The following is a 23,633-nucleotide window of genomic DNA, read 5'->3' as shown; positions in this document are numbered from 1 at the left end:
AAAATAATGGCTAAAATAGAGATAATCATTAATCTGCATAAGAAAAAGCGATGGAAAATTATCAGATCGACAATCTGGACCGCGGCATACTTGACGCCTTAATGGAAAATGCCCGCACCGCCTACGCCGAACTGGCCAAACAATTTGGCGTTAGCCCTGGAACCATTCACGTTCGCGTCGAGAAAATGAAGCAGGCCGGGATCATTACGGGCGCACGGATTGACGTCAGCCCTAAACAACTGGGCTACGATGTGGGCTGCTTTATTGGCATCATCCTCAAAAGCGCCAAAGACTATCCCTCCGCACTGGCCCGGCTGGAAAGCCTGGATGAGGTGACGGAAGCGTATTACACCACCGGTCACTACAGCATCTTTATAAAAGTGATGTGCAAATCAATCGACGCGCTTCAGCACGTACTTATCAACAAGATCCAAACAATTGATGAAATTCAGTCCACTGAGACACTGATCGTCTTGCAGAACCCGATCATGCGCACCATCAAGCCATGATCGGCTTTTTTAATCCCACATTTTTCCACAGGTAGATCCCAGCTCGTTCACAGAGTACAATGCAGCCTCTTTACCTGAGCGAGCGATCAATGGCAGACATTACTCTTATCAGCGGCAGCACCCTGGGCGGCGCCGAATACGTCGCGGAACATCTGGCGGAAAAGCTGGAAGCTGCCGGTTTTTCAACCGAAACGGTGCACGGTCCGTTATTAGAGGATCTGTCAACTTCCGGGATCTGGCTGATAATCAGCTCAACGCACGGCGCCGGAGACATTCCGGACAACCTGACCCCTTTCTATGAAGACCTTCAGACGCAGAAACCCGATCTTTCCGCGGTACGTTTCGGCGCAATTGGCATTGGTAGTCGAGAATACGACACGTTTTGCGGCGCGATTGAGAAAATAGAAGCGGAACTGAAAGGCGCTGGCGCAAAACAGGTTGGGGAAACACTGAAGATCAACATCCTTGAACATGAGATTCCGGAAGATCCAGCGGAGATTTGGCTCGGATCCTGGATTAATTTACTCAAATAAGTGTAAAGATCGTGCGATCCATTGTGGATAAATCTGGTGGAAAGCTTGGATCAACCGGTAGTTATCCAAAGAATAACCGTTGTTCACTTTTTGAGTTGTGTATAAGTACCCGTTTTGATCCCAGCTTATACGGGCCACGATCACCGATCATTCACAGCTAGTGATCCTTTCCAACGCATTGATCTTTATTACAGGATCCGGGTTATCCACAGCCTGGTGCGATCCTAATAAGAGATCACAATAGAACAGATCTCTAAATAAAAAGATCTTCTTTTTAATAGCCCGGATCCCGGGGCTTTCTCCATCGGCTAAAGTTGAGTAGAATCCACCGCCCGGGCTTCAATCCATTTTCACACCGCGTTATGCGAGGCAATTACCATGTTTTATCAGGATCCTTTTGACGTCATTATTATTGGCGGGGGTCATGCAGGCACTGAGGCCGCGATGGCCGCAGCGCGTATGGGTCAACAGACTCTGCTTTTGACACACAATATTGACACGTTGGGACAGATGAGCTGCAACCCGGCGATCGGCGGTATTGGAAAGGGACATCTGGTAAAAGAGGTGGATGCGCTCGGCGGTCTGATGGCGAAAGCGATCGATCAGGCAGGTATTCAGTTTAGGATACTAAACGCCAGCAAAGGTCCGGCCGTTCGCGCTACCCGGGCTCAGGCGGATCGAGTCTTATACCGCCAGGCGGTGCGTACCGCGCTGGAGAATCAGCCGAATCTGATGATCTTCCAGCAAGCGGTTGAAGATCTGATTGTCGAAAACGATCGCGTTGTCGGCGCTGTGACCCAAATGGGGCTCAAATTCCGTGCGAAAGCGGTGGTGCTGACCGTCGGAACCTTCCTGGACGGCAAAATTCATATTGGTCTGGATAACTACAGCGGCGGTCGTGCTGGCGATCCGCCATCCATCCCGCTGTCTCGCCGTCTGCGTGAGCTTCCGCTACGCGTCAGCCGCCTGAAAACCGGCACACCGCCGCGTATTGATGCGCGTACTATCGATTTCAGCGTGTTGGCTCAACAGCATGGCGATAACCCGATGCCGGTTTTCTCGTTTATGGGGAATGCTTCTCAGCATCCGCAACAGGTGCCGTGTTACATCACGCATACCAATGAGAAAACCCATGACGTGATTCGTAATAACCTCGATCGTAGCCCAATGTACGCTGGCGTGATCGAAGGGATCGGCCCACGCTACTGTCCTTCGATCGAAGACAAGGTGATGCGTTTTGCCGATCGTAACCAGCATCAGATCTTCCTTGAGCCGGAAGGACTGACCTCTAACGAGATTTACCCTAACGGTATCTCCACCAGCCTGCCGTTCGATGTACAGATGCAGATTGTCCGTTCCATGCAGGGCATGGAGAACGCGAAGATCGTTCGCCCTGGTTACGCGATTGAGTATGATTTCTTCGACCCGCGCGACCTGAAACCGACTCTGGAAAGTAAATTTATTCACGGCCTGTTCTTTGCTGGTCAAATCAACGGTACTACCGGCTATGAAGAGGCTGCGGCGCAGGGCTTGCTCGCTGGTCTGAATGCCGCGCGTCTTTCCGCCGACAAAGAGGGCTGGGCGCCTGCGCGTTCTCAGGCTTATCTCGGCGTGCTGGTGGACGATCTCTGTACGCTGGGCACCAAAGAGCCGTATCGCATGTTTACCTCCCGCGCCGAATATCGCCTGATGCTGCGTGAGGACAACGCCGATCTGCGTCTGACCGAAATGGGCCGCGAGCTGGGTCTGGTGGATGATGAACGCTGGGCGCGATTCAACGAGAAGCTGGAAAATATCGAACGCGAACGTCAGCGGCTGAAATCGACATGGGTAACGCCGTCTGCGGAATCCGCCGATGAAGTGAATGCGCATTTGACCACGCCTCTCTCCCGTGAGGCCAGCGGCGAAGATCTGTTGCGTCGTCCGGAAATGACCTACGCGCAGCTCACTTCGCTTGCCGCATTCGCGCCTGCGCTTGAAGATGAGCAAGCCGCTGAGCAGGTGGAAATCCAGGTCAAATACGAAGGCTATATCGCTCGCCAGCAGGATGAGATTGAAAAACAACTACGTAACGAGAATACGTTGCTGCCTGCCACGCTGGATTATCGTCAGGTTTCCGGTCTGTCGAACGAAGTTATCGCCAAGCTGAACGATCATAAACCGGCGTCTATCGGCCAGGCATCGCGTATCTCCGGCGTTACGCCAGCGGCAATCTCCATTCTGCTGGTATGGCTGAAAAAACAAGGTATGCTGCGTCGTAGCGCTTGATAACACTAATTTGGCGGGGGCGCTTCGCTTGCCCGCCCTACAAATTTGTAGGCCCGATAAGCGAAAGCGCATCGGGCATTTGATTATTAACAGGTAATGACCGTGCTCAACAAACTCTCTCGTCTGCTGGCTGATGCCGGTATTTCTCTTACCGATCACCAGAAAACGCTGCTGGTCGCCTACGTTGATATGCTGCACAAATGGAACAAAGCATACAACCTGACGTCAGTGCGGGATCCCAACGAAATGTTGGTACGCCATATTCTCGACAGCATAGTCGTTGCGCCGTATCTTCAGGGACAGCGTTTTATCGACGTAGGAACAGGACCGGGGCTGCCGGGCATCCCGCTGGCTATTGTTCTCCCTGACGCGCATTTCACCTTACTCGACAGCCTGGGCAAGCGGGTACGTTTTCTGCGTCAGGTCCAGCACGAACTGAAACTGGAAAACATCACGCCGGTTCAAAGCCGCGTTGAAGCCTATCCCTCAGAACCACCGTTTGATGGCGTTATCAGCCGCGCTTTCGCATCGTTGAATGATATGGTGAGCTGGTGTCACCATCTGCCGGGAGAGAAAGGGCGTTTTTATGCCTTAAAAGGGCAATTGCCAGGGGATGAAATTGCCTCACTACCTGACAATTTTAGCGTCGAATCTGTTGAAAAATTACGCGTTCCGCAACTGGAAGGCGAGCGGCATCTGGTGATTATTAAGTCAAACAAAGTTTAATTTTTATCAAAAAAAATAGAAAAAAAAACGACGCGGCTTGTGTTAAAAATCGACAGGTATAACGCATTTCAGCGTTGTTACATTTAACTCTGGATTTACGGTTTCGTTTCAACATGACAACGTCGCTTCTTTTGTTAAAACAGAGAGTAATCAACTTTGTAAATATCAGTCTGCTAAAAATCGAATCGAAAAATCACTTTTGCTTGTTAAATTTTTATTATAAATGTCAATGGGGCGTTTTTAAGGTGTAAGCTGGTATTTTTAAAACAGTACCTGGTTTTACGCTTAAATATCAAAAAGATGAAAAGGCATGAATTGACACGTAAATGAATTGCGTAAGCATGAATATGTTTAATGTGTGATCTGGTGCACGCTTTATCGCCAGTGTTTTCGCGCTATTTGCAGTTTTGTACGATCGTTCACACTTTGGCTAAAAGTTAAAAATGCGGGCCAGAGAAAAATATTTAAACATTTATTCACCTTTTGGCTACTTATTGTTTGAAATCACGGGGGCGCACCGTATAATTTGACCGCTTTTTGATGCTTGACTCTAAGTCTTAAAGAACGTTTTATACGACACGCGGCATACCTCGAAGTGAGCAGGAGTAAAAACGTGATGTCTGTGTCGCTCGTGAGTCGAAACGTTGCTCGTAAGCTTCTGTTCATTCAGTTTCTGGCGGTAATAGCAAGTGGATTGCTGTTTTGCCTCAAAGACCCCTTCTGGGGCATCTCCGCAGTATGTGGGGGATTGGCAGTGGCACTGCCTAATATGTTGTTTATGATATTTGCCTGGCGTCACCAGGCGCATACACCTGCTAAGGGCCGCGTGTCCTGGACTTTCGCCTTCGGTGAAGCCTTCAAGGTGTTAGCGATGCTGGTTTTACTGGTGGTGGCGTTGGCGGTTTTAAAGGCGGTGTTTTTGCCGCTGATCGTTACGTGGGTTTTGGTGCTGGTGGTTCAGATACTGGCGCCGGCTGTAATTAACAACAAAGGGTAAAAGGCATCATGGCTTCAGAAAATATGACGCCGCAGGAATACATAGGACACCATCTGAATAACCTTCAGCTGGACCTGCGTACTTTCTCGCTGGTGGATCCGCAGAACCCCCCAGCCACCTTCTGGACGCTCAATATTGACTCCATGTTCTTCTCGGTGGTGCTGGGTCTGTTGTTTCTGGTGATGTTCCGTAGCGTTGCTAAAAAAGCGACCAGCGGCGTGCCAGGCAAGTTTCAGACCGCGATTGAGCTGATAGTCGGCTTTGTGCATGGCAGCGTCAAAGACATGTACCATGGCAAAAGCAAGCTGATTGCGCCGCTGGCCCTGACGATTTTCGTCTGGGTATTCCTTATGAACCTGATGGACTTACTGCCTATCGACCTGCTGCCGTATATCGCTGAGCATTGGCTGGGTCTGCCGGCAACGCGCGTGGTGCCGTCTGCTGACGTCAACATCACCCTGTCGATGGCGCTGGGCGTATTCATCCTTATTCTGTTCTACAGCATCAAAATGAAAGGCATCGGCGGCTTCGCAAAAGAGTTGACGCTGCAGCCGTTCAATCACTGGGCGTTCATTCCTGTCAACTTAATCCTTGAAGGGGTAAGTCTGCTGTCCAAACCGGTTTCTCTCGGTCTGCGACTGTTCGGCAACATGTATGCCGGTGAGCTGATTTTCATTCTGATTGCTGGTCTGTTGCCGTGGTGGTCACAGTGGATTCTGAATGTGCCGTGGGCCATTTTCCACATCCTGATTATTACGCTGCAAGCCTTCATTTTCATGGTTCTGACGATTGTCTATCTGTCGATGGCGTCCGAAGAGCATTAATTTACCAACACTACTACGTTTTAACTGAAACAAACTGGAGACTGTCATGGAAAACCTGAATATGGATCTGCTGTACATGGCTGCCGCTGTGATGATGGGTCTGGCGGCAATCGGTGCTGCGATCGGTATCGGCATCCTCGGGGGTAAATTCCTGGAAGGCGCGGCGCGTCAACCTGATCTGATTCCTCTGCTGCGTACTCAGTTCTTTATCGTTATGGGTCTGGTGGATGCTATCCCGATGATCGCTGTAGGTCTGGGTCTGTACGTGATGTTCGCTGTCGCGTAGTAAGCGTTGCTTGAATTAAGAGCAATATCAGAAGGTTAACTAGATAGAGGCATTGTGCTGTGAATCTTAACGCAACAATCCTCGGCCAGGCCATCGCGTTTATTCTCTTTGTCTGGTTTTGCATGAAGTACGTATGGCCGCCGTTAATGGCAGCCATCGAGAAACGTCAGAAAGAAATTGCTGACGGTCTCGCTTCTGCTGAACGAGCACATAAGGATCTTGACCTTGCAAAGGCCAGCGCGACCGACCAGCTGAAAAAAGCGAAAGCGGAAGCTCAGGTAATCATTGAGCAGGCAAATAAACGCCGCGCTCAGATCCTGGACGAAGCCAAAACTGAAGCAGAGCAGGAACGTACTAAAATCGTGGCGCAGGCGCAGGCGGAAATTGAAGCCGAGCGTAAACGCGCCCGTGAAGAGCTGCGTAAGCAAGTTGCTATCCTGGCTGTTGCTGGCGCCGAGAAGATCATCGAACGTTCCGTGGATGAAGCTGCTAACAGCGACATCGTGGATAAACTTGTCGCTGAACTGTAAGGAGGGAGGGGCTGATGTCTGAATTTGTTACGGTAGCTCGCCCCTACGCCAAAGCAGCTTTTGACTTTGCCGTTGAACACCAAAGTGTAGAGCGCTGGCAGGATATGCTGGCGTTTGCCGCCGAGGTAACCAAGAACGAACAAATGGCAGAGCTTCTCTCTGGCGCGCTGGCGCCGGAAACGCTCGCTGAGTCGTTTATCGCAGTCTGCGGTGAGCAGTTAGACGAAAACGGTCAGAACCTGATTCGGGTGATGGCTGAAAATAATCGTCTGAACGCGCTCCCGGATGTTCTGGAGCAGTTTATTCATCTGCGTGCCGCCAGTGAAGCTACCTCCGAGGTAGAAGTTACGTCGGCAACCGCATTGAGTGAAGAGCAGCTTTCGAAAATCAGCGCCGCGATGGAAAAACGTCTGTCACGCAAAGTGAAGCTGAATTGCAAAATCGATAAGTCTGTAATGGCAGGCGTTATCATCCGGGCGGGTGATATGGTCATTGATGGCAGCGTACGCGGCCGTCTTGAGCGCCTTGCAGACGTCTTGCAGTCTTAAGGGGACTGGAGCATGCAACTGAATTCCACCGAAATCAGCGAACTGATCAAGCAGCGCATTGCTCAGTTCAATGTGGTGAGCGAAGCTCACAACGAAGGTACTATTGTTTCTGTCAGTGACGGTGTTATCCGCATTCACGGCCTGGCCGATTGTATGCAGGGTGAAATGATCTCCCTGCCGGGTAACCGTTACGCTATCGCACTGAACCTGGAGCGCGACTCCGTGGGTGCGGTAGTCATGGGTCCATACGCTGACCTTGCCGAAGGCATGAAGGTTAAATGTACGGGTCGTATCCTGGAAGTTCCGGTTGGCCGCGGTCTGCTGGGACGTGTGGTGAACACCCTGGGTGCGCCAATTGACGGTAAAGGTCCGGTTGATAATGACGGCTTCTCTGCCGTTGAAGCGATTGCGCCGGGCGTTATCGATCGTCAGTCTGTCGATCAGCCGGTGCAGACCGGCTATAAAGCCGTTGACTCCATGATCCCAATCGGTCGTGGTCAGCGTGAACTGATCATCGGTGACCGTCAGACCGGTAAAACCGCACTGGCTATCGATGCCATCATCAACCAGCGCGACTCCGGCATCAAATGTATCTATGTCGCTATCGGCCAGAAAGCGTCCACCATCTCTAACGTGGTGCGTAAACTGGAAGAACACGGCGCGCTGGCTAACACCATTGTTGTGGTGGCGACCGCGTCCGAATCCGCTGCGCTGCAATATCTGGCGCCGTATGCCGGTTGCGCAATGGGCGAATATTTCCGTGACCGCGGTGAAGATGCGCTGATCATTTACGATGACCTGTCTAAACAGGCTGTTGCTTACCGTCAGATCTCCCTGCTGCTCCGTCGTCCGCCAGGACGTGAAGCATTCCCGGGCGACGTATTCTACCTCCACTCTCGTCTGCTGGAGCGTGCTGCGCGTGTTAACGCCGACTACGTCGAAGCCTTCACCAAAGGTGAAGTGAAAGGGAAAACCGGCTCTCTGACCGCGCTGCCGATTATCGAAACGCAGGCAGGTGACGTTTCCGCGTTCGTTCCGACCAACGTAATTTCGATTACCGATGGTCAGATCTTCCTGGAATCTAACCTGTTTAACGCCGGTATTCGTCCTGCGGTTAACCCGGGTATCTCGGTATCCCGTGTAGGTGGCGCAGCCCAGACCAAGATCATGAAAAAACTGTCCGGTGGTATTCGTACCGCGCTGGCGCAGTATCGTGAACTGGCGGCGTTCTCTCAGTTTGCATCCGACCTTGACGATGCCACCCGTAAACAGCTTGACCACGGTCAGAAAGTGACCGAACTGCTGAAACAGAAACAGTATGCGCCGATGTCCGTCGCGCAGCAGTCTCTGGTTCTGTTCGCAGCAGAACGTGGTTATCTGGCGGATGTCGAACTGGCGAAAATCGGTAGCTTCGAAGCCGCACTGCTGGCTTACGTCGACCGTGATCACGCTCCGCTGATGCAAGAGATCAACCAGTCCGGTGGCTATAACGACGAAATCGAAGGCAAGCTGAAAGGCATCCTCGATTCCTTCAAAGCAACCCAGTCCTGGTAACGTCTGGCGGCTTGCCTTAGGGCAGGCCGTAAGGCATTGAGGAGAAGCTCATGGCCGGCGCAAAAGAGATACGTAGTAAGATCGCAAGCGTCCAGAACACGCAAAAGATCACTAAAGCGATGGAGATGGTCGCCGCTTCCAAAATGCGTAAATCGCAGGATCGCATGGCGGCCAGCCGTCCTTATGCAGAGACCATGCGCAAAGTGATTGGTCACCTTGCGAACGGTAATCTGGAATATAAGCACCCCTACCTGGAAGAGCGCGACGTTAAACGCGTGGGCTACCTGGTAGTGTCGACCGACCGTGGTTTGTGCGGTGGCTTGAACATTAACCTGTTCAAAAAGCTGCTGGCGGATATGAAGGCATGGTCCGATAAAGGCGTTCAGTGCGAACTCGCAATGATCGGCTCTAAGGGCGTGTCATTCTTTAATTCCGTAGGCGGCAACGTTGTCGCTCAGGTGACAGGTATGGGGGATAACCCTTCTCTGTCCGAACTGATCGGTCCGGTTAAAGTGATGTTGCAGGCCTACGACGAAGGCCGTCTGGACAAGCTTTACATTGTCAGCAACAAATTTATTAACACCATGTCTCAGGTGCCGACGATCACTCAACTGCTGCCGCTGCCGGCGTCAGAAGATGATGATCTGAAGCGTAAAGCCTGGGATTACCTGTATGAACCAGACCCGAAAGCGCTGCTGGATACTCTCCTGCGTCGTTATGTGGAGTCTCAGGTTTATCAGGGCGTGGTAGAAAACCTGGCCAGCGAGCAGGCCGCACGAATGGTGGCGATGAAAGCCGCAACCGATAATGGCGGCAGCCTGATTAAAGAGCTGCAGTTGGTATACAACAAAGCTCGTCAGGCCAGCATTACTCAGGAACTCACCGAGATCGTCTCGGGGGCCGCCGCGGTTTAACCAGGTTATTTCGTAGAGGATTTAAGATGGCTACTGGAAAGATTGTCCAGGTAATCGGCGCCGTGGTCGACGTCGAGTTCCCTCAGGATGCCGTACCACGCGTGTACGATGCTCTTGAGGTGCAGAATGGTAATGAGAAGCTGGTGCTGGAAGTTCAGCAGCAGCTTGGCGGCGGTATCGTGCGTACCATCGCGATGGGGTCTTCTGACGGTCTGCGTCGCGGTCTGGATGTAAAAGATCTCGAACACCCGATCGAAGTCCCGGTAGGTAAAGCCACGCTGGGTCGTATCATGAACGTCCTGGGCGAACCGGTTGACATGAAAGGCGAGATCGGCGAAGAAGAACGTTGGGCGATTCACCGCGCAGCGCCTTCCTACGAAGAGTTGTCAAACTCTCAGGAACTGCTGGAAACCGGTATCAAAGTTATCGACCTGATGTGTCCGTTCGCGAAGGGCGGTAAAGTCGGTCTGTTCGGTGGTGCGGGTGTAGGTAAAACCGTAAACATGATGGAGCTTATCCGTAACATCGCGATCGAGCACTCCGGTTACTCTGTGTTTGCGGGCGTAGGTGAACGTACTCGTGAGGGTAACGACTTCTACCACGAAATGACCGACTCCAACGTTATCGATAAAGTATCCCTGGTGTATGGCCAGATGAACGAGCCGCCGGGAAACCGTCTGCGCGTTGCATTGACCGGTCTGACCATGGCGGAGAAATTCCGTGACGAAGGTCGTGACGTACTGCTGTTCGTCGATAACATCTATCGTTACACCCTGGCCGGTACGGAAGTATCCGCACTGCTGGGCCGTATGCCTTCAGCGGTAGGTTACCAGCCGACTCTGGCGGAAGAGATGGGCGTTCTGCAGGAACGTATCACCTCCACCAAGACTGGTTCTATCACCTCCGTACAGGCGGTATACGTACCTGCGGATGACTTAACTGACCCATCCCCAGCAACGACCTTTGCTCACTTAGATGCAACCGTAGTACTGAGCCGTCAGATCGCATCCCTGGGTATCTACCCGGCCGTTGACCCGCTGGACTCCACCAGCCGTCAGCTGGATCCGCTGGTTGTTGGTCAGGAACACTACGACACCGCGCGTGGCGTTCAGTCCATCCTGCAGCGTTATCAGGAACTGAAAGACATCATCGCCATCCTCGGTATGGATGAACTGTCTGAAGAAGATAAACTGGTGGTAGCACGCGCGCGTAAAATTCAGCGCTTCCTGTCCCAGCCGTTCTTCGTGGCGGAAGTATTTACCGGTTCTCCGGGCAAATACGTCTCCCTGAAAGACACCATCCGTGGCTTTAAAGGCATCATGGAAGGCGAATACGATCACCTGCCGGAGCAGGCGTTCTACATGGTCGGTTCCATCGACGAAGCCGTGGAAAAAGCCAAAAAACTTTAACGCCTTAATCGGAGGGTGATATGGCAATGACTTACCACCTGGATGTCGTCAGCGCGGAGCAACAAATGTTCTCCGGTCTGGTCGAGAAAATCCAGGTTACGGGTAGCGAAGGCGAACTGGGGATTTACCCGGGGCACGCGCCGCTACTCACCGCCATTAAGCCTGGTATGATTCGCATCGTTAAGCAGCACGGTCATGAAGAGTTTATCTATCTGTCCGGCGGCATTCTGGAAGTGCAGCCTGGCAGCGTGACCGTTCTGGCGGATACCGCGATTCGCGGTCAGGATCTCGACGAAGCGCGAGCCCTGGAAGCGAAGCGTAAAGCCGAAGAGCACATTAAGAGCTCGCACGGTGACGTGGATTACGCTCAGGCGTCTGCGGAACTGGCCAAAGCGATCGCTAAACTGCGCGTTATCGAGTTGACCAAAAAAGCGATGTAACACCGGCTTGAAAGCATAAAACCAGTCTGATTGCGGACTGGTTTTTTTTTTATCCTCTCAATTTTTATTCGATAAACTAGCAACGACAAAAACAAGCGGCTGAAGGCGACGCGTTTTCAGCGACAGCGCTGTTTTCATTAAATCCTTCTTTCTGTCATTGGCATCTGCACATTGTGCGAAGAAGGGAGGAATGGATGCGTTTTTATTGCATAAAATGAGGGATTATTACTATGTCATTTCAGCCATCCTTTGCGGGTCCACAACCCGACTCAAGGATTGATCGTACTACCTTTATTCGTCGTGCTTATCTTCATCTCGCCGTCGCCATCGTCGGTTTTATCGTATTGAGCGCGGCGTGGAGTTTTATAGGGGTCGGGGAGTATGCGCTTGATGTGCTGCTGGCTGGTGGAAGATATAGCTGGTTGGTTGTTCTCGGCGCTTTTATGCTGGTGGGAATGCTGGCGACCCGTCTGGCGGATAATGCGGGGAATAATCAAACGCAACTTATCGGGCTGGGGATTTATGTGTTGGCAGAATCCCTGATTTTTGCCCCCCTGTTAACGGTGGCGGCGTATATTAACCCGTCGAGCATTGGCGCGGCGGCAATAACGACTCTGTTGCTGGTCGGCGGCCTGACGTTTACCGCTTTTTCTATAAAAAAAGACTTTTCTTTTCTGCGCTCGTTTCTGACTATGGCTGGGTTCATTGCTTTTGGCGCGATTATTGCCAGCGTCATCTGCGGCTTCTCGCTGGGCGTCTGGTTTTCTGCGCTGATGGTACTGCTGTGCGCCGGGTTTATACTTTACGATACTTCTAACATTATTCACCATTACCCTACCGATCGCCCTGCTGGCGCGGCATTACATCTGTTTGCTTCTATCGCGACCATGTTCTGGTATATTTTGCGGATTTTTATGTCGCGTAATTAAGTAAAAAATACGCGCAACGGAAAACCAGCGGCCTCTGTCGCTGGTTTTTGCTTTTCTGACTTCCCTGCGCTTTATTTCGTTATCTTCTTTATTTATGGAGTAAAAAAACAGCAAAAACATCGGACTACATTGCCAATACGCGGGTGTTTTTACTTTTCAGGAGACAAGAGGCGCGGTAATGAACGAAAATGATTCATTAGCAGGCGGGGATTTTATCCCGGTGAGCGTTTTATCCTTCTTCCATTTTACGATGAAAAAAATGTAGTATTTTCAACGTGAAACAGTATAAATTCGTTCTCAAATTACAGTCAGGACGCGTATGTTAAATAGTGCTATGAGCGTAGTGATCCTTGCCGCAGGTAAAGGCACGCGCATGTATTCCGATATTCCTAAAGTGCTGCACACGCTGGCGGGTAAACCCATGGTGCAGCATGTCATTGATGCAGCTACTAAATTAGGGGCCGCACAGGTTCATCTGGTCTATGGCCACGGTGGCGAGTTGTTAAAACAGACCCTGAAAGATGACAAGCTGAACTGGGTGCTTCAGGCGGAACAGTTGGGAACAGGTCACGCAATGCAGCAGGCCGCGCCCTTCTTTAGCGACGATGAAGATATTTTAATGCTTTACGGCGACGTGCCGCTGATTTCGGTTGAAACCTTACAGCGCCTGCGCGATGTCAAACCGCAGGGTGGTATTGGGTTATTAACCGTGAAGCTGGACGATCCGAGCGGCTATGGCCGTATTACGCGTGAAAACGGTAAAGTGACCGGCATCGTTGAACATAAAGACGCCACTGATGAACAGCGTCAGATCCAGGAAATTAACACCGGTATTCTGATCGCCAACGGCGCGGACCTGAAACGCTGGTTGTCTAAGCTGACTAACAATAATGCGCAGGGTGAATATTACATCACAGATATCATCGCGCTGGCTTATCAGGAAGGACGGGAAATCGCCGCGGTGCATCCGGCTCGCATCAGCGAAACGGACGGCGTGAATAACCGTCTACAGCTTTCTCGTCTGGAGCGTATTTACCAGGCCGAACAGGCGGAGAAACTGCTGTTATCCGGCGTTATGTTGCGCGATCCGGCACGTTTTGATCTTCGCGGCACCCTTCATTGTGGAATGGATGTGGAAATTGACGCTAACGTTATCATCGAAGGTTATGTAACGCTCGGTCACCGCGTGAAGATCGGCGCGGGCTGCATTATTAAAAACAGCGTTATTGGCGATGACTGCGAAATTAGCCCATACAGCGTGGTGGAAGATGCGCATCTGGAAGCGGCCTGCACCATCGGCCCGTTTGCTCGCCTGCGTCCCGGCGCGGAGCTGTTAGCGGGCGCTCACGTCGGCAATTTCGTTGAAATGAAAAAAGCGCGTCTCGGTAAAGGTTCTAAAGCCGGCCATCTGACCTACCTGGGCGATGCGGAAATTGGCGACAACGTGAATATCGGCGCGGGGACCATCACCTGTAACTATGATGGTGCGAACAAATTCAAAACGGTTATTGGCGACGATGTGTTTGTCGGCTCCGATACCCAACTGGTGGCGCCGGTTACTGTTGGTAAAGGGGCCACCATCGCCGCAGGGACTACCGTCACCCGTAATGTAGCCGACAATGAACTGGTATTAAGCCGCGTGCCGCAGGTGCATAAGCAAGGCTGGCAGCGTCCGGTGAAGAAAAAGTGATTTTGTAAGCCGGATAAGCGTCAGCGCCATCCGGCAGACCGGAGATGAGAGGATAAAATAATCCTCCGCTCCATGAGCAGTACTTATAAAAATAACCCCACTCTCTACAAGGCTCGGGGCGCCCGCAACGACGGGCATACAGGTCAGCGACAACGCATGGCGTAATGCCATAATCAGGAAATAAAACTATGTGTGGAATTGTTGGCGCTATCGCGCAGCGTGATGTAGCTGAAATCCTTCTCGAAGGTTTACGTCGTCTGGAATACCGCGGATATGACTCTGCCGGTCTGGCCGTGGTTGATGCAGAAGGTCATATGACCCGCCTGCGTCGCCTCGGTAAAGTCCAGATGCTGGCTCAGGCAGCGGAAGAACATCCTCTGCATGGCGGCACCGGTATTGCTCACACTCGTTGGGCGACGCACGGTGAACCTTCAGAAGCTAACGCGCATCCGCATGTTTCTGAACACATTGTGGTGGTGCATAACGGTATCATCGAAAACCATGAACCGCTGCGTGAAGCGTTAAAAGCGCGTGGCTATACCTTCGTTTCTGAAACCGACACCGAAGTGATTGCACACCTGGTAAACTGGGAACTGAAACAGGGCGGTACTCTGCGTGAGGCTGTTCTGCGTGCTATCCCGCAACTGCGTGGTGCGTACGGTACAGTGATCATGGATACCCGTCACCCGGATACCCTACTGGCGGCACGTTCTGGTAGCCCGCTGGTGATTGGCCTGGGTATGGGCGAAAACTTTATCGCTTCTGACCAACTGGCGCTGTTGCCAGTGACTCGTCGCTTTATCTTCCTTGAAGAGGGCGATATCGCTGAAATCACTCGCCGTTCGGTAAATATCTTCGATAACACCGGCGCGGAAGTAAAACGTCAGGATATCGAATCCAATCTGCAATATGACGCGGGCGATAAAGGTATTTACCGCCACTACATGCAGAAAGAGATCTACGAACAGCCGAACGCGATTAAAAACACCCTTACCGGGCGCATCAGCCACGGTCAGGTGGATTTAAGCGAGCTGGGACCGAACGCCGATGAACTGCTGTCGAAGGTTGAGCATATTCAGATCCTCGCCTGCGGTACGTCTTACAACTCCGGTATGGTTTCCCGTTACTGGTTTGAATCGCTGGCAGGTATTCCGTGCGACGTTGAAATCGCCTCTGAATTCCGTTATCGCAAATCTGCCGTGCGCCGTAACAGCCTGATGATCACCCTGTCACAGTCTGGCGAAACCGCAGATACCCTGGCTGGCCTGCGTCTGTCGAAAGAGCTGGGATATTTGGGCTCTCTGGCCATTTGTAACGTGCCGGGATCTTCGCTGGTGCGTGAATCCGATCTGGCGCTGATGACCAACGCGGGTACGGAAATTGGCGTAGCATCTACCAAAGCCTTCACCACCCAGTTAACCGTGCTGTTGATGCTGGTGGCGAAACTGGCGCGTCTGAAAGGTCTGGATGCGTCCATTGAGCATGATATCGTGCATGGCCTACAGGCGCTGCCGAGCCGTATTGAGCAGATGCTGTCGCAGGACAAACGCATCGAGCTGCTTGCAGAAGATTTCTCCGACAAGCATCACGCGCTGTTCCTGGGGCGTGGCGATCAATATCCGATTGCGCTCGAAGGCGCGCTGAAGCTGAAAGAGATCTCTTACATTCACGCGGAAGCCTATGCTGCAGGCGAGCTGAAACACGGTCCGCTGGCGCTGATTGACGCCGACATGCCGGTGATTGTGGTGGCACCGAACAACGAACTGCTGGAGAAACTGAAATCCAATATCGAAGAAGTTCGCGCGCGTGGCGGTCAGTTGTACGTCTTCGCCGATCAGGATGCGGGTTTTGTGAGCAGTGACAACATGCACATCATCGAGATGCCGCATGTGGAAGAAGTGATCGCGCCTATCTTCTACACCGTTCCGCTGCAACTGCTGGCGTATCACGTGGCTCTGATTAAAGGCACCGACGTTGACCAGCCGCGTAACCTGGCGAAATCAGTGACGGTAGAGTAAGTCAAATGTAGTACCAGGCAGAAGGCCGTCGACAGACGGCCTTTTTTTGTGTGCTGTGACAGGCGCTGTTCTTTCTCTATGGTGGCTGAAGAGCGACTAAGAGGTGCTACGCCTGCCTGCGCTACGGGCACCCGGTCACATTCTCTTCTTTAAGGCCCTGGCTCAATCCAGGTGGATCGGAAATCAAACCATCCCAGGTTATTCAGGTGGATCCCCCTGGCCCGGTCGGGGCTTTTGAGTCGCATCCAGTGGTGAAAAAGCGGTTGTAGCCAGCCTGAACGGGTGGTTTCCCTGACCAGTTGTTCCGCGCTGATTGTTTCGGCATGCCACTGGGTTTCCCATTGGGCCAGCAGCGCATCATCCCCACCGCTGATGGCGTGGCGCAGTAAAGGGGAGCCCAGTAGCCATGTACCGACGTTCCACTCTTCGGGAATGGGGAAATTGACCGTCCCCAGCCAGAGATCCACATTGGCTTTGCCATTCGCCCAGTCATCATAATTCAGCTCAACGCCCTCAAGTAAAATGCCCTGCTGGCGCATGATCTCTTGCATGATATCCAGGAGCATTGGAAATTCAGGGTGCTGATCGTGATAGGCCAGACGCAGTTTCGCGTAGGGCGACGACGAGATAAAAGGTGAACAGGCCGGGCCCGCCTCAATAGTATGAAACCAGGAGGACAGCAGGCTGCCGCCCGGTACCCAGAAGGGGCGAATTGCCTCACTCAGATGCTGGAGTATGGCGTAAGGGCTGAGTGTTTCCCGTAGCCAGCGGCGATGTTCGGCGGTATGCCAGTGCGGGGAGCGGCTGTCGCATAATAAAAAATATCCTCCACGCTCAAGAAACATCTCGCGCAGGCTGTCAGAAGGTTTGCCTGATACCTGGCTAAGCCGTCCGGAAACGTAATCCTCATCGCTCAGGCTGGAGCTGAGCCAGGCTGCCGTGTCGTTATCCGACAGCGATTCCGCCAGATTGTCTGTCTCCGTTAAATTCGGCCAGATAAAGACCTCCACTTCATCCAGCAGCCCGCGCAGACCAAAGTAGTGGTCAAAGGCCTTCATTTGCAGATGAAAGCCATTGTTTTCCACCACCTCATAAGGGCCAGTCCCCACAGGATGTGCAGGGAAATCAGCGCGTTGTGTATGGTCAGGCGGTAGGATCATGGCATCAATATGGCTGAGCAGCAGCGGCAGTCGGTTATCCGGGTGCGCCAGCGTAATTTCAAGGCTCAGCGGCCCGGTGGCCTGAATGGTCTGCAAGTGCGAGAACAACGGCAGCTTAGCGCTGCGGGTCAGTGAAGCGATAACCGCGTCGATCGTCAGCTCCTGACCATCATGCCAGAGGACGGCGGGGCGCAGATAAAAACGCCAGCGCAGTGGATCAATCTGCCGCCAGTGGTGGGCAAGATCGGCTTCGACTTCACCTTTTTCCTCATTTATGCGCGTCAGGCCGCTAAAAATCTGCCTGACCAGATGCTGTTCAGAGCGGCGCAACGGCGTGCCGGGGCACAGCGACGGCATTGTCCGGTAATAGGGGATGCACAGCCGCTGATAGTCTGCCCGCACGCTATAGCCCAGTTTTGAGCGCAGCAGTTGCGCCACCTGGTGCTTATTTTTACCCAGCAGCTGAATGGCCTGATCAACATGACCAGACTCCAGTAACTGCTCCGCCTTTTCGCTTAACAGCTGTTCTGGTTTATAGCGCAGGTGAAGCCGGGCGCGATGCCCACGTCCGGCCTGTGATTGCCAGATGAGCCACTTTGCCTCCTGCATCTGAAGCAACAGATTACGCATATGCCGCCGGGTGCAGAACAACACATCCGCCAGCTCCTGTAGCGTCACGCTAACGGGCTTATCGCCATAGTGCTGGAGTAGCTTTAAGTATTTTTGTTCAGTGTGCCGGGTTGTCATAAAAGGTGAAATTTCCCGAACGGGAATGAGCAATTTTTAATATCCCCTTTTTAGCCGATGATTTTCTCTATCGCAACTTCTATGAGGATTCATCATGACAAAGCGCATTAATAAAGACACTCAGGTCTGCATGTCCCTGGCGGCACGCCCAAGTAACTTCGGTACACGCTTTCACAACTATCTGTACGAAGCGCTGGATCTCAATTATCTCTACAAAGCTTTCTCGCCGACCGATCTTACGCAGGCCATTAGCGGCGTGCGCGGTCTGGGGATCCGTGGGTGCGCGATCTCTATGCCGTTTAAAGAAGCCTGCATTCCGCTGGTGGATGAACTGGATGCTTCTGCTCAGGCCATTCACTCAGTTAATACCATTGTGAATACCAATGGCCATCTGAAGGCGTACAACACCGATTACATTGCAATAGCTCGCTTGCTGGCGAGTTACAAGGTCTCTCCCGACCTGGTGTTTGCTTTGCGTGGCAGCGGTGGTATGGCAAAGGCGGTGGCCTGCGCGCTGAAGGATGCGGGGTTTACCCGTGGTTATATTGTCGCGATTGATGAAGCGTCAGGTAAACAACTGGCCGAACTCTATGGCTATGAATGGCGCCCGGATACCGAGGGTATTGAAGCCGATTTGTTAATTAACGCCACGCCTATCGGAATGGCTGGCGGTAATGATGCCGACAAACTCTCTTATTCCGAACAGGAAGTGGATAAGGCGAGCGTTATCTTTGATGTGGTGGCGCTACCGCCCGTCACGCCGCTAATCCGCTACGCCCGTGAACGCGGTAAAACCGTGATTACCGGTTCCGAAGTGTTTGCTATTCAGGCCGTGGAGCAATTTGTCCTTTATACCGGGATTCGCCCGGATGACGCGCTGTTCCAGAAAGCCGCGGCCAGGTCACGTCTGTAACATTTTTTCCCGCTTTTTCTTTAAATTAAAAGAACAGGGTACCCTACTATGACTAAAAAAATTGTTGCTGTGACGGCCTGTCCGACGGGCGTCGCCCATACCTTTATGGCGGCAGAAGCGTTGGAAATTGAAGCCCGCAAGCGTGGTGACTGGATCAAGGTTGAAACCCGCGGTTCCGTCGGGGCGAAGAACACGCTGACCGCGGAAGAGATAGCGCAAGCGGATGTGGTGATTATCGCGGCGGATATTGAGCTGGATCTGTCAGGCTTTGTTGGCAAAAGACTCTATCGCACCAGTACCGGCGCGGCGCTAAAAAAGAGTGCACAGGAAATGGATAATGCTTTCAATAGCGCCGAGGTCTATCAGGGGAGCACCGGGCGCTCTTCTTCAGCTGGTAAAACAGAGCTACCTGGCGTTTATAAGCATTTAATGACCGGCGTATCCCATATGCTTCCTTTGGTGGTGGCGGGAGGATTGTGTATCGCGCTCTCTTTTGTCTTCGGTATCCAGGCCTTCAACGAGCCGGGCACGCTGGCGGCTGCGCTATTTCAAATTGGTGGTAAGGCGGCCTTTGCGCTGATGGTGCCGGTACTGGCTGGGTTTATTGCCTTCTCAATTGCCGATCGTCCGGGTCTGGCCCCGGGGCTTATTGGCGGGATGTTGGCCAGCCTGTGCGGCGCTGGTTTCCTGGGAGGGATTGTGGCCGGTTTTCTGGCCGGTTACAGCGTACGGTTTCTGGCGCAAAATATTAAGCTGCCAGCGTCAATGGAAGCGCTTAAGCCTGTGCTGGTTTTGCCGCTACTGTCTACGCTGATTACCGGCCTAATCATGATTTACGTGGTGGGTGGCCCCGTTTCTGCGGTGATGGAAGGGCTGACGACGTTCCTGGGGAATATGACCTCTACGAATGCTATTTTGCTGGGAATGTTGCTGGGCGCAATGCAAGGTTTTGACCTTGGTGGGCCGGTGAATAAAGCTGCGTATACCTTCGGCGTCGGTTTACTGGCTTCTCATTCTTATATGCCAATGGCGGCCATTATGGCGGCAGGGATGGTACCGGCATTAGGAATGGGCGTCGCAACCTGGGCGGCCAGAGCGAAATTCAATGCCGCTGAGCATGAAGCGGGTAATGCATCTTTTATCCTGGGGCTGTGCTTTATCTCTGAAGGGGCGATTCCCTTCGCCGCGCGTGACCCGATGCGCGTCATCCCTTCTACGATGGTCGGTGGCGCAATCGCCGGGGGACTATCCATGTATTTCGGTTGTACACTGATGGCGCCACACGGTGGCCTCTTTGTCCTGGCGATCCCGCATGCGGTAGAACATGTGATGCAATATCTGCTCTCGATTGCCCTGGGCACGATTGTCTGCGGCCTGATGTATGCGCTGTTGAAACCGTCTGCGGTTGCGCAAACAGTCTAATTCATCTCCCTCTGCAGGCTGGTCTGGTGTCTCCCCGGGCCAGCTTTTTTTATTTCCATTGTCATCAAACCGTCATAATCAAGACATATAACTGTCATCAATTTGTCCTATTTTGCTCATCGTAGCAACTCAAACAACGATTTACCGAAACCGTGCAGGAGACATTATGAAAGTTATGCGTACCACTGTCGCAACTGTTGTCGCCGCGACCTTATCGATGAGCGCGTTCTCTGCCTTTGCAGCAGCAAGCCTGACAGGTGCCGGTGCAACGTTTCCTGCGCCGGTGTATGCCAAATGGGCGGATACCTACCAGAAAGAAACCGGTAACAAAGTCAATTACCAGGGGATAGGCTCTTCCGGCGGCGTGAAACAAATCACCGCGAATACCGTTGATTTTGGCGCTTCCGATGCGCCGCTGTCTGACGAAAAACTGAATCAGGAAGGACTGTTCCAGTTCCCGACGGTGATCGGCGGCGTGGTGCTGGCGGTGAATATTCCAGGCCTCAAATCCGGCGAACTGGTGCTGGATGGTAAAACGCTGGGTGACATCTACCTCGGTAAAATCAAGAAGTGGGATGATGAAGCCATCACCAAACTGAACCCAGGCGTGAAGCTGCCTTCTCAGAACATCGCTGTGGTGCGTCGCGCTGACGGTTCCGGTACCTCCTTCGTGTTCACCAGTTACCTGGCGAAAGTCAACGACGAGTGGAAATCGAAAGTGGGCGCGGGTTCTACCGTGAACTGGCCAACCGGCCTGGGCGGTAAAGGTAACGACGGCATCGCGGCATTTGTACAGCGTCTGCCAGGCGCTATTGGCTACGTTGAATACGCTTACGCTAAGCAGAACAACCTGGCCTACACCAAACTGGTTTCTGCCGACGGCAAACCGGTAAGCCCGACGGAAGAGAGCTTCTCTAATGCGGCGAAAGGCGCTGACTGGAGCAAAACCTTCGCGCAGGATCTGACCAACCAGAAAGGTGACGATGTGTGGCCAATCACCTCCACCACCTTTATCCTGGTCCACAAAGCGCAGAAGAAACCTGAGCAGGGTGCTGAAGTGTTGAAGTTCTTCGACTGGGCCTACAAAAATGGCGCTAAGCAGGCGAATGATCTGGACTACGCCAGCCTGCCGGATAACGTTGTTGAGCAGGTTCGTACCGCCTGGAAGACCAGTATAAAAGACAGCAACGGTAAGGCGCTGTATTAATTAACGAATTGGCGGATGGCGCTACGCTTATCCGCCCTACGGTTTCGACCGCAGGCCCACGTTGTAGGCCGGATAAGCGTAGCGCCATCCGGCAGGGGCAACGTCGTAAAACGCGTTTAATGGAAAGAGTAATTTATGGCTGCAACCAAGCCTGCTTTTAACCCGCCGGGTAAAAAAGGCGACATGATTTTCAGCGCGCTGGTAAAACTGGCTGCGCTGATTGTGCTATTGATGTTGGGCGGTATTATCGTCTCATTGATCATCTCCTCCTGGCCAAGTATTCAGAAATTTGGTTTCTCATTTCTTTGGACTAAGGAATGGGACGCGCCAAACGATATCTACGGCGCGCTGGTGCCCATTTACGGCACGCTGGTGACCTCCTTTATCGCACTGCTGATCGCTGTTCCGGTCAGTTTCGGCATTGCCCTGTTTTTAACCGAGCTGGCGCCAGGCTGGCTAAAGCGTCCGCTCGGCATCGCCATTGAGCTGCTGGCGGCGATCCCCAGTATCGTGTACGGCATGTGGGGGCTGTTTATCTTCGCGCCGCTGTTTGCGACGTACTTCCAGGAGCCGGTCGGCAATATTCTTTCCAACATTCCGTTTGTCGGCGCGCTGTTCTCCGGCCCGGCGTTTGGTATCGGCATTCTGGCGGCGGGCGTCATCCTCGCCATCATGATCATCCCCTACATTGCGGCGGTTATGCGCGACGTCTTCGAGCAAACGCCGGTAATGATGAAAGAGTCCGCTTACGGTATAGGCTGTACTACCTGGGAAGTTATCTGGCGCATCGTGCTACCGTTCACCAAAAATGGCGTGATCGGCGGCATTATGCTGGGGCTGGGCCGTGCTCTGGGTGAAACGATGGCGGTCACTTTTATCATCGGCAATACCTACCAGCTCGACAGCGCGTCGCTGTATATGCCGGGCAACAGCATCACTTCCGCGCTGGCGAACGAATTCGCTGAGGCGGAATCGGGTCTGCACGTGGCAGCGTTGATGGAACTGGGGCTGATCCTGTTTGTGATCACCTTTATCGTCCTGGCGGCGTCTAAGTTCATGATTATGCGTCTGGCGAAGAACGAGGGAGCACGTTAATGGCTACGCTTGATATGCAGAACACCGCGCAGCTCGCGGAATCCCGTCGCAAGATGCAGGCGCGTCGCCGCATGAAGAACCGTATCGCACTAACGCTCTCAATGGCGACGATGGCATTTGGCCTGTTCTGGCTGATCTGGATTTTGATGTCCACCATCACGCGTGGTATCGACGGGATGTCGCTGGCGCTGTTTACCGAAATGACGCCGCCGCCGAACACGGCGGGCGGCGGGCTGGCGAACGCCCTGGCGGGGAGTGGATTATTGATTCTCTGGGCTACCGTATTGGGTACGCCGCTGGGGATTATGGCCGGGATCTATCTGGCGGAATATGGCCGTAAATCCTGGCTGGCGGAAATCATTCGCTTTATTAACGACATTCTGCTTTCCGCGCCGTCAATTGTTGTGGGGCTGTTTGTTTACACCATCGTGGTGGCGCAGATGCAGCACTTCTCCGGTTGGGCAGGGGTAATTGCGCTGGCGCTGTTGCAGGTACCGATCGTTATCCGTACCACTGAAAACATGCTCAAATTGGTGCCGGATAGCCTGCGTGAAGCCGCCTACGCGCTGGGTACGCCGAAGTGGAAGATGATCTCCGCGATTACGCTAAAAGCCTCTATCTCCGGCATTATGACCGGTATTCTGCTGGCCATTGCCCGTATCGCCGGCGAAACGGCGCCATTGTTGTTTACCGCGCTCTCGAACCAGTTCTGGAGCACCGACATGATGCAGCCGATCGCCAACCTGCCGGTGACCATCTTTAAATTCGCGATGAGCCCATTTGCCGAATGGCAACAATTAGCCTGGGCGGGCGTGCTGATTATTACCCTGTGCGTACTGCTGCTGAATATTCTGGCGCGTGTTGTTTTCGCGAAGAAAAAACACGGTTAAAGACATTGTAGGCCTGATAAGCGT

22 protein-coding genes are annotated in these 23,633 nt (G+C 52.8%); 21 read left to right on the top strand and 1 reads right to left on the bottom strand.

From position 1 onward, the window contains the following. Positions 1 to 50 precede the first annotated feature (50 nt). The 16 genes from asnC to glmS all read left to right on the top strand — a co-directional run bounded on the left by asnC (position 51) and on the right by glmS (position 16,175). Positions 51 to 509, top strand: coding sequence for a transcriptional regulator AsnC (gene asnC / locus EOS97_RS09890; protein ID WP_000433016.1), 459 nt, complete (start codon positions 51 to 53; stop codon positions 507 to 509). Positions 510 to 598: 89 nt separating this feature from the next. Continuing rightward, positions 599 to 1,042 carry an FMN-binding protein MioC gene (mioC, locus tag EOS97_RS09885; protein WP_000763722.1) on the top strand — a complete coding sequence of 148 codons (444 nt, stop codon included), beginning with the start codon at positions 599 to 601 and terminating at the stop codon, positions 1,040 to 1,042. 378 nt (positions 1,043 to 1,420) lie between these two features. Further along, positions 1,421 to 3,310: a tRNA uridine-5-carboxymethylaminomethyl(34) synthesis enzyme MnmG gene (mnmG, locus tag EOS97_RS09875; RefSeq protein WP_000499872.1), complete on the top strand. Its 1,890-nt coding sequence runs from the start codon at positions 1,421 to 1,423 to the stop codon at positions 3,308 to 3,310. A 102-nt stretch (positions 3,311 to 3,412) separates the two neighbouring features. Beyond that, complete coding sequence (rsmG, locus tag EOS97_RS09870; protein WP_001519938.1) at positions 3,413 to 4,036, top strand: 16S rRNA (guanine(527)-N(7))-methyltransferase RsmG; 624 nt, start codon at positions 3,413 to 3,415, stop codon at positions 4,034 to 4,036. Between the two features lie 616 nt (positions 4,037 to 4,652). Further along, complete coding sequence (gene atpI, locus EOS97_RS09865) at positions 4,653 to 5,033, top strand: F0F1 ATP synthase subunit I (RefSeq protein ID WP_000116685.1); 381 nt, start codon at positions 4,653 to 4,655, stop codon at positions 5,031 to 5,033. 8 nt (positions 5,034 to 5,041) lie between these two features. Then, positions 5,042 to 5,857, top strand: a complete 816-nt coding sequence (atpB, locus tag EOS97_RS09860) for a F0F1 ATP synthase subunit A (RefSeq protein WP_000135632.1) — start codon at positions 5,042 to 5,044, stop codon at positions 5,855 to 5,857. A 46-nt stretch (positions 5,858 to 5,903) separates the two neighbouring features. After that, a complete protein-coding gene (gene atpE / locus EOS97_RS09855; protein ID WP_000429386.1) occupies positions 5,904 to 6,143 on the top strand; it encodes a F0F1 ATP synthase subunit C in 240 nt (79 codons plus the stop codon). 59 nt (positions 6,144 to 6,202) lie between these two features. After that, on the top strand, positions 6,203 to 6,673 hold the full coding sequence (gene atpF, locus EOS97_RS09850) for a F0F1 ATP synthase subunit B (protein ID WP_001052212.1): 471 nt from the start codon (positions 6,203 to 6,205) through the stop codon (positions 6,671 to 6,673). 14 nt (positions 6,674 to 6,687) lie between these two features. After that, positions 6,688 to 7,221, top strand: coding sequence for a F0F1 ATP synthase subunit delta (gene atpH, locus EOS97_RS09845; protein ID WP_001288957.1), 534 nt, complete (start codon positions 6,688 to 6,690; stop codon positions 7,219 to 7,221). Between the two features lie 12 nt (positions 7,222 to 7,233). Continuing rightward, positions 7,234 to 8,775 (top strand): F0F1 ATP synthase subunit alpha, encoded by a 1,542-nt coding sequence (atpA, locus tag EOS97_RS09840; protein ID WP_001176751.1) that lies wholly within the window; start codon positions 7,234 to 7,236, stop codon positions 8,773 to 8,775. 50 nt (positions 8,776 to 8,825) lie between these two features. Then, on the top strand, positions 8,826 to 9,689 hold the full coding sequence (gene atpG / locus EOS97_RS09835) for a F0F1 ATP synthase subunit gamma (protein ID WP_000896506.1): 864 nt from the start codon (positions 8,826 to 8,828) through the stop codon (positions 9,687 to 9,689). Positions 9,690 to 9,715: 26 nt separating this feature from the next. After that, positions 9,716 to 11,098 (top strand): F0F1 ATP synthase subunit beta, encoded by a 1,383-nt coding sequence (gene atpD / locus EOS97_RS09830; RefSeq protein WP_000190499.1) that lies wholly within the window; start codon positions 9,716 to 9,718, stop codon positions 11,096 to 11,098. Between the two features lie 20 nt (positions 11,099 to 11,118). Beyond that, positions 11,119 to 11,538 carry a F0F1 ATP synthase subunit epsilon gene (locus EOS97_RS09825; RefSeq protein ID WP_001251971.1) on the top strand — a complete coding sequence of 140 codons (420 nt, stop codon included), beginning with the start codon at positions 11,119 to 11,121 and terminating at the stop codon, positions 11,536 to 11,538. Positions 11,539 to 11,768: 230 nt separating this feature from the next. Next, a complete protein-coding gene (locus tag EOS97_RS09820) occupies positions 11,769 to 12,467 on the top strand; it encodes a Bax inhibitor-1 family protein (protein WP_000009904.1) in 699 nt (232 codons plus the stop codon). Positions 12,468 to 12,786: 319 nt separating this feature from the next. After that, positions 12,787 to 14,157, top strand: coding sequence for a bifunctional UDP-N-acetylglucosamine diphosphorylase/glucosamine-1-phosphate N-acetyltransferase GlmU (gene glmU, locus EOS97_RS09810; RefSeq protein ID WP_000934858.1), 1,371 nt, complete (start codon positions 12,787 to 12,789; stop codon positions 14,155 to 14,157). A gap of 188 nt (positions 14,158 to 14,345) precedes the next feature. Then, positions 14,346 to 16,175, top strand: coding sequence for a glutamine--fructose-6-phosphate transaminase (isomerizing) (glmS, locus tag EOS97_RS09805; RefSeq protein ID WP_000334061.1), 1,830 nt, complete (start codon positions 14,346 to 14,348; stop codon positions 16,173 to 16,175). Between the two features lie 149 nt (positions 16,176 to 16,324). On the opposite strand, the gene EOS97_RS09800 is transcribed toward glmS, so the two are convergent. Next, positions 16,325 to 18,082 carry an SgrR family transcriptional regulator gene (locus tag EOS97_RS09800; protein WP_023166008.1) on the bottom strand — a complete coding sequence of 586 codons (1,758 nt, stop codon included), beginning with the start codon at positions 18,080 to 18,082 and terminating at the stop codon, positions 16,325 to 16,327. 94 nt (positions 18,083 to 18,176) lie between these two features. Between EOS97_RS09800 and EOS97_RS27185 the strand changes: the two genes are divergently transcribed. The 5 genes from EOS97_RS27185 to pstA all read left to right on the top strand — a co-directional run bounded on the left by EOS97_RS27185 (position 18,177) and on the right by pstA (position 23,609). Further along, positions 18,177 to 18,995, top strand: a complete 819-nt coding sequence (locus tag EOS97_RS27185; protein WP_000166717.1) for a shikimate 5-dehydrogenase — start codon at positions 18,177 to 18,179, stop codon at positions 18,993 to 18,995. Positions 18,996 to 19,043: 48 nt separating this feature from the next. After that, positions 19,044 to 20,417: a fructose-specific PTS transporter subunit EIIC gene (locus EOS97_RS27180; RefSeq protein WP_000162555.1), complete on the top strand. Its 1,374-nt coding sequence runs from the start codon at positions 19,044 to 19,046 to the stop codon at positions 20,415 to 20,417. A gap of 166 nt (positions 20,418 to 20,583) precedes the next feature. After that, complete coding sequence (pstS, locus tag EOS97_RS09785; RefSeq protein WP_000867131.1) at positions 20,584 to 21,624, top strand: phosphate ABC transporter substrate-binding protein PstS; 1,041 nt, start codon at positions 20,584 to 20,586, stop codon at positions 21,622 to 21,624. A 135-nt stretch (positions 21,625 to 21,759) separates the two neighbouring features. Then, positions 21,760 to 22,719, top strand: a complete 960-nt coding sequence (gene pstC / locus EOS97_RS09780) for a phosphate ABC transporter permease PstC (RefSeq protein WP_000741630.1) — start codon at positions 21,760 to 21,762, stop codon at positions 22,717 to 22,719. Beyond that, a complete protein-coding gene (gene pstA / locus EOS97_RS09775) occupies positions 22,719 to 23,609 on the top strand; it encodes a phosphate ABC transporter permease PstA (protein ID WP_000212197.1) in 891 nt (296 codons plus the stop codon). Before pstC ends, pstA begins: the two co-directional genes overlap by 1 nt. Positions 23,610 to 23,633 lie beyond the last annotated feature (24 nt).

The sequence above is a fragment of the Salmonella sp. SSDFZ54 genome, from assembly GCF_004010735.1.
In the GTDB taxonomy this organism is placed as follows: Bacteria; Pseudomonadota; Gammaproteobacteria; order Enterobacterales; family Enterobacteriaceae; genus Salmonella; species Salmonella enterica.
Note: the sequence above shows the minus strand (reverse complement) of the source record. Positions and strands in the feature narration are given on the sequence as shown.